At 63.4% G+C, this 13,698-nt stretch carries 7 protein-coding genes and 2 rRNA genes; 3 read left to right on the plus strand and 6 right to left on the minus strand.

Translation table 11 applies throughout. The features are described 5' to 3' along the window. Positions 1-220 precede the first annotated feature (220 nt). From FBY31_RS12440 to FBY31_RS12450, 3 genes are all read left to right on the plus strand, one after another. Positions 221-2,194, plus strand: coding sequence for an FAD/NAD(P)-binding protein (locus FBY31_RS12440; protein ID WP_142041289.1), 1,974 nt, complete (start codon positions 221-223; stop codon positions 2,192-2,194). 3 nt (positions 2,195-2,197) lie between these two features. Beyond that, on the plus strand, positions 2,198-2,779 hold the full coding sequence (locus tag FBY31_RS12445; protein WP_442858175.1) for a GNAT family N-acetyltransferase: 582 nt from the start codon (positions 2,198-2,200) through the stop codon (positions 2,777-2,779). Positions 2,780-2,968: 189 nt separating this feature from the next. Beyond that, positions 2,969-3,961 carry a hypothetical protein gene (locus tag FBY31_RS12450; RefSeq protein ID WP_200833452.1) on the plus strand — a complete coding sequence of 331 codons (993 nt, stop codon included), beginning with the start codon at positions 2,969-2,971 and terminating at the stop codon, positions 3,959-3,961. Between the two features lie 50 nt (positions 3,962-4,011). Here the strand turns inward: FBY31_RS12450 and FBY31_RS12455 are convergent, their stop codons facing one another. From FBY31_RS12455 to FBY31_RS12480, 6 genes are all read right to left on the minus strand, one after another. Further along, complete coding sequence (locus FBY31_RS12455; RefSeq protein ID WP_142041295.1) at positions 4,012-4,893, minus strand: type IV toxin-antitoxin system AbiEi family antitoxin domain-containing protein; 882 nt, start codon at positions 4,891-4,893, stop codon at positions 4,012-4,014. Between the two features lie 168 nt (positions 4,894-5,061). Continuing rightward, positions 5,062-7,083, minus strand: a complete 2,022-nt coding sequence (locus FBY31_RS12460; protein WP_142041298.1) for an NHL domain-containing thioredoxin family protein — start codon at positions 7,081-7,083, stop codon at positions 5,062-5,064. Next, entirely contained in the window at positions 7,083-9,239 is a 2,157-nt protein-coding gene (locus FBY31_RS12465; protein ID WP_442858176.1) for a cytochrome c oxidase assembly protein, read from the minus strand. The genes FBY31_RS12460 and FBY31_RS12465 overlap by 1 nt, the downstream gene beginning before the upstream one ends. Positions 9,240-9,357: 118 nt before the next feature. Continuing rightward, the gene (locus tag FBY31_RS12470) at positions 9,358-9,645 is read right to left on the minus strand and encodes an HU family DNA-binding protein (protein ID WP_009358243.1); all 288 of its coding nucleotides are present in this window, start codon (positions 9,643-9,645) and stop codon (positions 9,358-9,360) included. 448 nt (positions 9,646-10,093) lie between these two features. Next, a 5S ribosomal RNA gene (rrf, locus tag FBY31_RS12475) occupies positions 10,094-10,210 on the minus strand. Between the two features lie 220 nt (positions 10,211-10,430). Continuing rightward, a 23S ribosomal RNA gene (locus FBY31_RS12480) occupies positions 10,431-13,556 on the minus strand. Positions 13,557-13,698: the final 142 nt, after the last annotated feature.

Genomic DNA, 13,698 nt, shown 5'->3' on the forward strand with positions numbered 1-13,698 from the left:
GGTTGCTGGCTGCAAATCTAGGACCGGCCGGAATGGGGCAGCAAGGCGGCAAGTTGCATAACTTCACCGGAGTTCGCACAGCGTCATGAGTCGGCTTTTTGCGTCTGTTGACGGGATGTGACGCGGAGTTAACGGCTGTGACCAGGCCCTCGACCGCCGTCGGAACCGCTGCCTAGCATGGGCACTCCAGCCGCCCCTTCCGCCGCTACCAGGAGCACCCATGCCAGCGAACATCCCGGCCGTCGTCTTCATCGGCGGCGGACCCCGCACGGCCGGAGTGCTCGAGCGGATTGCCGCCAACCGTCCCGGGCTGTTCGGCCGGCCGCTGGAGATCCACGTGGTTGAGCCGCACGTTCCGGGCTCGGGCCGCATCTGGCGCTACGACCAGCACCCTGGCCTCCTGCTCAATTCCATGGCAGCGGACATCACCATGTTCACCGATCCTTCGGTGGCCTGCGAGGGCCCGGCCAGCCAAGGTCCGAGCCTGGCCGAATGGGCAGCGGGCGTGATGGACGGGTCCATCACGGACGTCCCGGACTTTCCCCGCGCCCTGCACGAACAGCTCCGTTCGCTCACCGGCACCACCTTCCCCAGCCGCCAGCTGCAAAGCCAGTACCTGGAGTGGTTCTTCCGGCGGGCAGCCAGGTCCCTGGGGCCCGCCGTCACGGTCCACCGGACCACGGCGCTGGCCATTAGGCCTGCGGCTGATGTTGCTTCCACGGCCGGTCCCGCCGGCAGCCCTTCCGCATACCTCGTGGAGCTGGCTAACAGCCGGACCCTGCGGGCCGACGTCGTCGTCACTGCCCTGGGCCACACTGACTCCCGTCCGGATGCCTCCTCTGCCGCCTGGACCGACTTCGCCGGACGGCACGGCGGGTACCATGCGGCACCGAGCTACACCACCGACGTCGACTACTCACCCATCGCCCCCGGCCAGGACGTTATCGTGACCGGCATGGGCTTGGCCTTCGTTGACCTGCTGGTCCTCCTGATGGAAGGCCGCGGCGGGCGGTTCGTTGAAACGCCCGACGGCGGGCTTCGCTACCTTCCGTCGGGCAGGGAACCAAGGCTGTGGGCAGGGTCGCGCCGGGGAGTGCCCTACCACTCGAAAATTTCAGCAACGCTGCGGGGCGAGGCGCCGGGGCCGCTGCGGTTCTTTACCGGGGCCGCCGTGGATGCCCTGCTGGCGCGGCACGGAGAACTGGATTTCCGCCGGGACCTGTGGCCGCTGATCGCCAAGGAGGCCGGGTACGGCTACTACCGTGAGCTGCTGACCGGGAGCTCCCCCCGGGCCGCCATGGGCTGGGACGAATTCGCCGCCCGCTACTCCGGCCTGGACTGGTACAGCCCCGCCCGGGAGGAACTCGTGGCCGCTGCCGTTCCGGACGCCGGCCTGCACCTTGATCTCGAGCGGCTTGACCGCCCCTTCGCCGGGCATCGCTTTGCCGGCCATGAGGAGGTGCAGGATGCTGTGGTTGGGTACATCGAGCACGATCTTGCCCTCCGGGACAGCCCAGACCATCCCGAGACGCTGGCCCTGTTCCTCGCCCTGCTCCACGTTTATATGGAAGTGGGCCGTGTGGTCCCGCCGGAGCGCCTCAATGCCAGGTCGCAGCAGACGGTCCACGGCTGGTGGCATGGGTTCTTCAGCTTTGTGGACTCCGGGCCGCCGCCCCACCGCCTGCGCCAAATGCTGGCCCTGCACCGCGCCGGGCTGCTGCACTTCCTCGGCCCGGATCTTGAGGTGACCACGGACGAGTCCACGGGCCTGTTCCACGGCAGCTCGCCGCGCTCCGGTACGTCCGTGGCAGCGAAGGCCCTGATCGAAGCGCGCCTGCCGTCGCCCACGGTGGCGCGGTCGCTGAACCCGCTGCTTGGGTCACTGCATAAGACGGGCCTGGGCGCTGAGCAGCAGCTGCTGACCGCGGATGGGATCCATTCCACGGGCAAACTCCTGATCTCGGCCGGGCACCAGCTCGTGAACGCCGAAGGAGTGCCGCAGCCCGGGATCTTCGGCGTCGGCCCGGGGACCTCCGGCTGGGGCGCCGGCGCGTTCGCCCGGCCGGGGACCAATGCTGCGCCCTTCCGTGAGAATGATGCCCTGGCCCGGAGCATCCTCAACAGCGCCCGTGGCGTCCCCGCACAACAGTCCGCCACACTGTCCACAGAACCAGCCGCCGTCGGAAAGAACTGAACCGTGACTGCAGAACCTGACCTCAGGCCCCAGCCTTTAGACACTGCACGCCGGCCTCTGGATACCGTGCGCCAACCGTTCGATCCGGCCGGCCTGACGGTCCTTAGCCTCCCCATGCACGATCCCCGGGTCCGGCCCCTGCTGGATGAACTCGCCGTCGAGTATGACACCCGCTATGGGGACCTGTTCGGCCGAAAGGCGGCGGCTGAGGAACTGAACCGCTACCCCGCTGATGAGTTCGAGGGACCCGGCGGGGCGCTGCTGGTAATCCAGGAAAACGGTGAATCCATCGCCGGCGGAGCCTTCCGGCGGTACGACGCGGCCACGGCTGAGCTGAAGCGGATCTGGACCCACTCGGCCCACCGCCGCCGCGGCCTGGCCAGGCTGGTGCTGGCCGAGCTGGAAGCCTTGGCGGTTGACCGCGGCTACACCCGGCTCTACCTCACCACCGGCCCGCGCCAGCCCGAAGCGAAGCACCTGTATCTCACCACCGGCTACCAGCCGCAGTTCGACCTGGACGCCGACCCGGAGACGCTGAAGTTCCTCGCGTTCACCAAGGGACTTACAGGACACCCACAGAACTGAATGTGGGCCCGGGCACGAGGGGAGAGCCGGGGCTGAGCTGGCCAGGTCCATCGGAACCAGCTGGGACGCGAGCTCCTGCGGGACGTTTTCGGCACGTCGTCCCGGCGCCGCCGCCGCTGGCAAGTACCGCATGCTGCTGGCTCAACTGCCGCCGTCGGGCGCCCTGCAGGTAACGTATTGATAGTGCAGATGAGTCAAGCGTTGGTGAGGATAGCAGCCGGATGGCTGCTGGGCCTCATGCTTGCCGTGGCCGCTGCCGTCGTTGCCGTGAACTTGGTGAACCAAACTGTGGCCAGCCCGCAGCAGCCGGTGCGTGAGTATCTGGACGCCCTGCAAAGCGGTGACGGGGGCAAGGCGCTGGGGCTCCTGCGGGCCACGGTGCCGCCCAGCAACGCCGCCATGCTGGACGGCACGGCGCTGCAGACCGCCGCTTCCCGCATTGCCAATGTGAACATCGGCGAGGCCGAGGAACGCCCGGGCGGCCAGGTGATGGTGCCCATGGAATACACCATCGACGGCAGCCGCCTCCGCACGGACTTCCAGCTGCAGAAAACGGGAACCGAGTGGATCTTCTTCAATACCTGGGCCTTTGTCCCGTCCCGGCTGCCTACTGTTGACGTCTCGGTGGTCAATTCCAGGGAGGCCACTGTCAACGGCGTGGACGTGAACATGCCCAACGGCCGGAACTCGTTTGCGGTCTTCTATCCCGGCGAGTACGAGGCCACTGTGAATGGTGAGTACTTCTCTGCTCCCGCCACCCGCGCCACGGTTACTGCCCGCGACGCCCCGGTGGCCCCGCTCAACCTGCTGACCCAGGCCACCGACGACCTGAAGAAAGACGTCGCGGCGAAGGTCAAAGAATTCCTGGACGATTGCGCTGCCCAGGCGGTCAAGGAGCAGAAGCTCCAGCCGGACTGCCCCTTCTACTACGCCAGCAACAACCGGGTCCAGGACGGCAGCATCAAGTGGTCCGTCGCGGAATACCCCAACGTCTCCATCGAACCGTTCGACGGGCGCTGGGTGGTGGCACCGCTGGACGGCAAGGCCAAGGTGGAGGCCCTTCAGCAGAACCTGTTCACAGGAGCCTGGTATCCGCTGGACGAAGAGGTGGACTTCAGCTTCACCACCCGGCTGGATGTCTCCGGGGACGCCATCAAGGTCACGCCGCTCCTGAGCTTCTAGGTAGCCGCGTCACGCCACACCGGCCCAGTTTTGGTTGCCCGCCTGCAGGTTTACCAGCCCTCGTGGGCCCAGTTGCGTCGAAAACCGGGCTGGTGTGGTTGCGGCCACCGCAAAGAACCCCGGGCAAGAACTTCCCGGACCTGCGCCAGGACGGATTCGGGCGCATGGACCACGTCGTCGTAGAAGAACCTGAGCACGGGCAGCCCCTGCAGAATTGCCGAGTTGTCCCTGCGCCGGTCCTTCTTGAACTGCCGTGCCTCGAGGTGGAAGGCGAGCCCGTCGATCTCCACAATGAGGAATCCCTCCAAGAGGAAGTCCACACGCCCAATACCGTCGATCCAGACTTGGGTCTCTGTATGAATGCCGGCGTCCCTAAAAAGTACTCGCGCCAGGCTCTCAAGGAGGGAGTCTGCGCCGTGTTCAATCTTGGACACCACCTTTCGCGCCTTGCCGCATCGGCTTCCGTCAAGGTGGCGCAGTAGATACGGCAGATCGACGTCTCCGCGGTTGTAGGCGCACTCCACCATCACCAGTGACTCGAGTTCCGGCAGGCAGAGAAGGGCATGAAGCAGCACATCGGGAAGGGCTGCCAGCGTCCGATGCCGGGGCGGCTGGGTCAGGTCAGTACGGTGGCTGACACACCGGACGGTACTCCGGCCGTTGTTTTGCCAGTAGTGGGGCCTGGCAGGGGGTCGGAGCTGCCATAGGCCGTATGCAGGAGCGGCGGACACGCACGTGAGGAGACCGCGGGCGCGTCCTGCTGCCACCTGTTCAGCATTTGCGTCCGCCACGGCCAAAAGTCCTCGCTCCAGTCGCAGCACCTGGCCGCTGCGGACCGCCCGGCGAAGGCCCGTATCCGTAACACCTGCCGCCAGCAGGTCCCGCCGAAGCAATACTCCCCCGGCTGATTGAAGGATTTCCATTGGGTCCATCAGGCCACAATGTCTGCCCTCCAGGCCTGGCGGCAGCCTTGAGCGGCGCTATGTGGACAAGGTGGAGCCCACTCTGGCCCGCTTTTGGGGAGGAACACCAAATAAAAGTGGCCCGGTTTCCGCCCTGGGGCTGGAAAGCCGGGCCACTTCAGCACCGGGACCGGCAGGTCAGTCCATGCCGCGCAGGTCCAGCACCAGCTCGGTATCGCCGTCGGCCTGCAGCAGCACCGGGATACCCCAGTCCTGCTGGTACAGGTGGCAGGCGGCGTGGTCCGGAATCTCGCCGTCCTCGGTTTCCGGGCCGTCGCATGCTGCGGCGCGGGCGGTGATGTGCAGGACGCCTTCGGGCACGTCGGAGGACAGCTCAAGGGTGCGCAGGAGGCCCACCGAGGTTCCGCCGCCGGACACCAGCAGCTCGGGCGGCGTGGAGGAGATCTTCAGCTGGGTGGGATCACCCCAGCGGTCATCCAGTTTCTGCCCGGTGGGGGCTGTGAAACGAACGGTCAGCTCCAGGGGGCCGGGCGCAACCGGGCTCTTGGGCCGGTGGGTCTGGGACGCGCCCTCGTCCACCTGCTGGGCTTCCTTGGGGATGGGCACGTACACGAGCTGGTGCTGGTTGGCTTCCACCACCACCAGCAGCGGCTCGGAACCCGCCGACTGGGTGTGGTCCACGATCACGTCCGAGGGCTCGAGCAGCCCGCGCGCCAAGGTAGAGACAGTGCCGCTGGAGGGGTCGTAGCGGCGGACGGCACCGTTGTAGGTGTCGGCGATTGCCACGGAACCATCGGGCAAAACGGTCACGCCCAGGGGGTGCTGGAGCCGCGCTTCGGCCGCGGGGCCGTCCCGGAAGCCGAAGTCGAACAGGCCCTTGCCCACGGCGGTTTCCACGGTGACCGTGCCGTCGTCGTCAAGGACCAGCTTGCGCAGGGCAGACGTTTCGGAGTCCGCGACCCAGATGTTGCCGTCGGCATCTTCAGCCAGGCCGGAGGACTGGGCGAACCATGCCTCATGCGCGGGCCCGTCCAGCAGGCCCTCCAGTCCGTTGCCGGCAACAATGGCTACGGCACCGGTCAGCGGGTCAAAGCTGAAGATCTGGTGCGTGCCGGCCATGGCCACCACCACGGCGTTGAGCTTCCTGGACCATACGAGGTCCCACGGAGAGCTCAGGGAGACCTCCAGCGGGTGTTCGCTCAAGCGGCCGGTGAATCCGGCAGCGTCCTCATCAACCCGCGCCGGTCCGGTTTCCAGCAGGCGCTGCACGCCGTTGCCGGCCACGGTGGAGGCCTTGCCGTCCGTGAGCGAAAGACCGCGGAGCCGGTGGTTGACCGAGTCGGCAATCACGACGTCGTAGCCCGCCTTGGCGGCCACGTCTTCCGGCAGCAGGACCAGGCCCTGGGGCTCGTTGAACCGGGCGTCGGCGTCGTCACCGGCCGCGGGGCCGTCAACGTACCCCTTGGTGCCGGAGCCGTAGGTTGCCAGGACAGTCTGGAAGTCCGTGCCCAGTTCCACCAGGCGGTGGTGGCCGGTATCGGTGACCAGCCAGGAACCAGGTGTCGCTGAACCCGACGCTGCGGCACCTGCCGCACTGCCGCCGTCGCTTTCTCCCTGTGATGCTGAACCGCGCCCGGCGGGGAGGAAGAGCGCCTTGCCGGGGAAGCGCAGCGTGCCGGAGGTGGGCTCGGGCGCCACGTAGGGGCCGGAGCCGCGGTGCAGCGTGCCCTTGGCTTCGTGTTCCGCAATGAGCTCGGGGATCAGTACCGCGAGCCCGTCCGCGTGGCCTTCGCCGGAGAGGTGCGCCACGATGTAGCCCTCGGGGTCAATGACCACCAGGGTGGGCCAGGCGCGGGCCGTATAGGCCTTCCACGTGTCCAATTCCGGATCGTCCAGGACCGGGTGGTGGATCTCGTAGCGCTCCACGGCGGCGGCCAGCGCCAGCGGATCCGCCTCGTGCTCGAACTTGGGCGAGTGGACGCCCACGGTGACCAGGACGTCGGAGTACTGTTCCTCCAGCGGCCGCAGTTCGTCCAGGACGTGCAGGCAGTTGATGCAGCAGAAGGTCCAGAAGTCCAGGAGGACAATCTTGCCGCGGAGGGCTTCGAGGTCCAGCGATTTGCCGCCGGTGTTCAACCAGTTACGGCCCACCAGTTCGGAGGCTCGGACCCGGAGGTGGGTGCGTACTGTTTCGCTCATCAGCGTCCTTCCAGCTTGTTTCGTTCGGCCAGCCTGGCGTCGCGTTCAGCCAATTTGGCAAACATATCGTTGTAAGCGGTGAGATCGGCGTCGTTATTCCTGTCCGCCGCCCGGTCAACCCGTTTGGTCTCTCGTTGGTCCGACCGGGACCACATGATGGCCACGCCGATGGCCACCAGGAGCGTAGGCACCTCGCCGATGCCCCAGGCAACAGCACCGCCGGTCTGCTGGTCCAGCAGCGCGGACTGGCCCCAGGCACGGCCCAGGTTGCCGAAGTAGTCGGCGGCCAGGAGGTTGGTGCCGCCCATGATGGCCACCCCGAAGAAGGCGTGGAAGCCCATGGTGGCCAGGAGCAGCAGCAGCCGCATGGGGTACGGCGCACGGCGCGGCAGCGGGTCGGTGCCGATCATGCTCAGGATGAAGATGTATCCCGTGAGCATGAAGTGCAGGATCATCAGTTCGTGCCCCACGTGCTCCCGCATGGCGAACCCGAACAGGTCCGAGTAGTAGAACAGCACGATCGAGCCGGCAAAGTTGGCTGCGGCGAAGATCGGATGGGTAACGACCTGGGAGAACTTTGAGTGTACAAATACCAGCAGCCACTCGCGCGGGCCGCGCGAACCGTCTCCCCGCGGAGGCAATGCACGCAGGGCAAGCGTCACCGGCGCCCCGAGGACCAGGAAGATAGGCGCCACCATGGTCAGCGCCATGTGGTCCACCATGTGCGCGGAGAACAGTACGCGGCCATAGACCGACGGCGGCCCGGACGTGATGTAGGTGAGCACCAGCAGGCCGATCACCCAGTTCACGGACCGGAACCACTGCCATTTGTCTCCGCGGCGGTAGATCCGCGCGACACCGAGGAAGTAGGACACCAGCCCGAACAGCGCCACGGCGATCCACAGCCAGTCCAGACGCCACTCTGTGAGCCAGCGCGCGGGGGTCAGCTCCGGCGGGAGTTCATAGCCGCTGAGGATGAAGGCGGGCGAAGCGTCCGGGGCAAACGTGGTGGGTTGGGGCGGTGCCGACCTGCCCAGGGCTACGGCCACCCCTGACGTGGCTCCCATCACCAGGAATTCAGCCAGGACCAGCTGCCACAGGACCCGCCGCGAGGACATGGTGGAACCCTGGGCGCCCAGCTGAGGGATGACCCACTGCCGGTGCATCAAGCCGATCCCGCCCAGCACCAGGGTGGCGGCGGACTTGGCCAGGATCAGCTGGCCGTAAGGGGAACCAACAAGGTCGCCCCAGTTGGTGATCCGGATGCTCGCGTTGATGATGCCTGAGGCGAAGACCAGCACGAAGGCGAAGCCCGCCAGTGCCGAGAACCTGCGGAGCGTGGCTTCCGTGATGTCTGTTGAAGCGCCGGCTCTGGGCCCGGTGAGGATCCCGGACAGGAGCGCCAGAATGATGATGCCGCCCACCCAGGTGCTGACGCCTACCAGGTGCAGGCCAAGGGAGTTGATGGCTCCCTCGTGGTCGGAGGAGCTTGATGAGTGTCCGATCAGGGCCGTCGGCACCAGGCCGATGAGGGCCAGGACCAGGGTCAGGGCCAGCCCGCCCAGGGACCTGACGCCGAACAGGGCTGTGGTTACCACGGCGGCAATGATGGTGACGGCGAGCCAGGCACGGCCCGTCTCGATGTCCGTCATGAAGTAGACCAGGGCCTGCGTGAACTGGGCGTCGCCGGAGATCGACTGTCCCGCGACATCAGAATAGGTCAGCACCAGGACGGCGATGGCGGACAGGGTCCATGCGGCACCCGCCGCCGCTGCGACGGACAGTGCGCGGGTGAAGGCCGGATGCTCTGGCTCCTCTGCGCCGTCCCCCTCCTGGCGCCTGTTGTGGCGGGCGAGGCGCTTCGGGAGGATGCCTACCGCGAAGATGAGGCCGCCGATGACCGTGGCCACAGAGATGTTGTGGATGGCCTTGGTGACGGGCAGGCCCCAGCGGACCAGGGCGCCGGGGTCCGAGACCTCACGGGCGGCGGCTGCACCGGAGAAAAGGAGCGCTGCCGCAAGGGCCAGGAAGAGTGCGCCCAGGCCTGCCAGCTGCCATGCGCTTGAGACGCCCACGGCACCGCTGCCCTGCCCCTGCACTCCCTTGCCGGAAGTTGGCGGGGTTGTTGTGGATTGGGGGTTTGCGGCGGAAGGCACCTATCCATTGTCCGTCACCAGTGCCCGGGCCGCGAATCGGCTTAAAAGCCAAAGGGGCGGCAACCACATGGTTGCCGCCCCTTGTCCATGCCGGTTCTGATACCCGGATGAAGAAGCTTTACTTCTTGTTGGAGACAGCGGCCTTCAGCTTGGAGCCGGCGGTCAGCTTGACGCTGTGGCCCGCGGCGATCTGGATGGTCTCACCCGTCTGCGGGTTGCGGCCGGTGCGTGCTGCACGGTCGGTGCGCTCGACGGCGAGCCAGCCGGGGATGGTGATCTTCTCGCCCGCGGCGACAGAAGTCTCGAAAACCTCGAACAGTGCGTCGAGGACGGAGTTGACGGCTGCCTGGCTGGTGCCGGCCTTGCCCGCTACCTCTGCAACAAGTTCACTACGGTTCTTAGCCATTTATGTCCTCCTGGACGGTCATGATTCTGGAGCCTGCACGCGGCATGCGTACAAGCCACTGTTCGAAAACTTACCAGCTTGGGCCCTTCAGGTCCGCAAATTCCGCGTGTTTCCGCGACTTTTTGAGGTTAATCACCAGATTATTAGGGATTTCCAGCCCGCCCCGGCGGCAAAGGCGTGCCTTTGCCGCACTTCCGGGGGCCCCTTCCCGGCGACACCTCATCACGTCCTGCCGCCCCTCCGGCGACGCTCCATCACATCCTGCGGCTTTTCTTCCAACGCCCGATCAGGTCCTGCGGCTTATCGCGGGTCGCTCTGGCAGTAAGGCAGAACGACGGCGGTGCTGCCGTGGGAGGGCGCGTTTTGGGTTCACCCGGGTTGGCCTTGGTTGTTTAAATGCGGGAGGCCCCAACCAGGTGCTGGTTGGGGCCTCGACCGTTTAATGGTTGTCCGGCGGTGACCTACTCTCCCACACCCTCCCGGGTGCAGTACCATCGGCGCTGTGGGTCTTAGCTTCCGGGTTCGGAATGGGACCGGGCGTTTCCCCCACGCTATGACCGCCGTAACCCTTGTACCCGCCACACACCCCGTGCGGGGTGGTGTGGGAAAACTGTGGTTACAACATGTTCTGCAATGAATGCAGTGGTGGTGTTGTTATTCAATTATGTTCCCTGAACAACATTTGGTTTGTTGTTTGGGAACCACATAGTGGACGCAAGCAGTCTTGTTTCTTTTTACCATCAGCTGGTGTGAACGTCTTTTGAATCCGTTCACGCCAATGGTGTGTGGTGTAAGTTATCGGCCTATTAGTACCGGTCAGCTTCACGAGTCGTTAGTCCTCGCTTCCACATCCGGCCTATCAACCCAGTGGTCTGGCTGGGGGCCTCTCACACACAAGGTGTATGGAAATCTCATCTCGAAGCGAGCTTCCCGCTTAGATGCTTTCAGCGGTTATCCCATCCGAACGTAGCTAATCAGCGGTGCACTTGGCAGTACAACTGACACACCAGAGGTTCGTCCGTCCCGGTCCTCTCGTACTAAGGACAGCCCTTCTCAAATTTCCTGCGCGCGCAGCGGATAGGGACCGAACTGTCTCACGACGTTCTAAACCCAGCTCGCGTACCGCTTTAATGGGCGAACAGCCCAACCCTTGGGACCTACTCCAGCCCCAGGATGCGACGAGCCGACATCGAGGTGCCAAACCATGCCGTCGATATGGACTCTTGGGCAAGATCAGCCTGTTATCCCCGAGGTACCTTTTATCCGTTGAGCGACGGCCATTCCACAATGTACCGCCGGATCACTAGTCCCGACTTTCGTCCCTGCTCGAGATGTCTCTCTCACAGTCAAGCTCCCTTGTGCACTTACACTCGACACCTGATTGCCAACCAGGCTGAGGGAACCTTTGGGCGCCTCCGTTACTTTTTAGGAGGCAACCGCCCCAGTTAAACTACCCATCAGGCACTGTCCCTGACCCGGATTACGGGCCGAAGTTAGATGTCCAAAGTGACCAGAGTGGTATTTCAACGATGACTCCACCCGAACTGGCGTCCGGGCTTCAACGTCTCCCACCTATCCTACACAAGCCACTCCGAACACCAATACCAAACTATAGTAAAGGTCTCGGGGTCTTTCCGTCCTGCTGCGCGTAACGAGCATCTTTACTCGTACTGCAATTTCGCCGAGTTTATGGTTGAGACAGCGGGGAAGTCGTTACTCCATTCGTGCAGGTCGGAACTTACCCGACAAGGAATTTCGCTACCTTAGGATGGTTATAGTTACCACCGCCGTTTACTGGGGCTTAAATTCTCAGCTTCGCCGTGAGGCTAACCGGTCCTCTTAACCTTCCAGCACCGGGCAGGAGTCAGTCCGTATACATCGTCTTGCGACTTCGCACGGACCTGTGTTTTTAGTAAACAGTCGCTTCCCCCTGGTCTCTGCGGCCCCGATCCCCTCCGGACAGCTAGTGTCCATCAAGGTTGGGGCCCCCCTTCTCCCGAAGTTACGGGGGCATTTTGCCGAGTTCCTTAACCATAATTCTCTCGATCGCCTTAGTATTCTCTACCTGATCACCTGTGTCGGTTTGGGGTACGGGCGGCTAAAACCTCGCGTCGATGCTTTTCTCGGCAGCATAGGATCACCAAATCCCCCCAAACGGGGGTCCCATCAGATCTCAGGCATCATGAACAGCGGATTTGCCTACCGTTCGCCCTACATCCTTAGACCGGGACAACCATCGCCCGGCTCGGCTACCTTCCTGCGTCACACCTGTTAATACGCTTGCCTCCCAGGATCAGGTCCTGCGCTCCACCAAAACCCTCACACCACAAGGGTGATCGGGCAGGTTTCGGGCAGTTAGTATCCCCTGTTCAGCATGGGCGGTTTTTCGCCGGTACGGGAATATCAACCCGTTGTCCATCGACTACGCCTGTCGGCCTCGCCTTAGGTCCCGACTTACCCAGGGCAGATTAGCTTGACCCTGGAACCCTTGATCATTCGGCGGACGGGTTTCTCACCCGTCTTTCGCTACTCATGCCTGCATTCTCACTCGTGTAGGCTCCACCGCTGGTTTACACCGCGACTTCACTGCCCACACGACGCTCCCCTACCCATCCAGACGCCTGAACCACAAGGGCTTAGCAAAAATCTGAATGCCACAACTTCGGCGGTGTACTTGAGCCCCGCTACATTGTCGGCGCGGAATCACTTGACCAGTGAGCTATTACGCACTCTTTTAAGGATGGCTGCTTCTAAGCCAACCTCCTGGTTGTCTGAGCAACTCCACATCCTTTCCCACTTAGCACACGCTTAGGGGCCTTAGTTGGTGGTCTGGGCTGTTTCCCTCTCGACTATGAAGCTTATCCCCCACAGTCTCACTGCTGCGCTCTCACTTACCGGCATTCGGAGTTTGGCTGACGTCAGTAACCTTGTAGGGCCCATTAGCCATCCAGTAGCTCTACCTCCAGCAAGAAACACGCAACGCTGCACCTAAATGCATTTCGGGGAGAACCAGCTATCACGAAGTTTGATTGGCCTTTCACCCCTACCCACAGCTCATCCCCTCCATTTTCAACTGAAGTGGGTTCGGTCCTCCACGACGTCTTACCGTCGCTTCAACCTGGCCATGGGTAGATCACTTCGCTTCGGGTCTAGATCACGCCACTGCAACGCCCTATTCAGACTCGCTTTCGCTACGGCTTCCCCACACGGGTTAACCTCGCGACGTAACACTAACTCGCAGGCTCATTCTTCAAAAGGCACGCCGTCACAACTACAAGGCTGCTCCGACGGATTGTAAGCACACGGTTTCAGGTACTGTTTCACTCCCCTCCCGGGGTACTTTTCACCTTTCCCTCACGGTACTGGTCCGCTATCGGTCATTAGGGAGTATTTAGGCTTATCAGGTGGTCCTGACAGATTCACACGGGATTTCTCGGGCCCCGTGCTACTTGGGATACTCATCCGGGCGGTACACAACATTACGGTTACGGGGCTCACACCCTCTCTGGCCGGCCTTTCAAGACCGTTCACCTATGCCTGCACATCACACCCTTCCAGTCCGGCAGAACTGAAACGGAAAGTCCCACAACCCCGACCATGCAACGCCCGCCGGCTATCACACATGGAACGGTTTAGCCTGATCCGCGTTCGCTCGCCACTACTAACGGAATCACTATTGTTTTCTCTTCCTGCGGGTACTGAGATGTTTCACTTCCCCGCGTTCCCTCCACGCACCCTATGTGTTCAGATGCGGGTCACCAGGCAGCTCGCGCCCCTGGCGGGGTTTCCCCATTCGGACACCCTGGGATCACAGTCCGGTTATCGACTCCCCCAGGCTTATCGCAGATTCCTACGTCCTTCTTCGGCTCCTAATGCCAAGGCATCCACCGTGTGCTCTTAAAAACTTGACCACAAAAGATCAAAAACTAATTTTCGAGAAAACCATGGAACCGGACCGAAACCAGCCACACCCCGAAAGGCACAGCCAACCACGGACAGATCCAGGTTCATATTCTTGGAAATTGCTTCTTATAAAAGATGCTCGCGTCCACT

This window comes from Arthrobacter sp. SLBN-100, from assembly GCF_006715305.1.
Classification (GTDB): domain Bacteria; phylum Actinomycetota; class Actinomycetes; order Actinomycetales; family Micrococcaceae; genus Arthrobacter.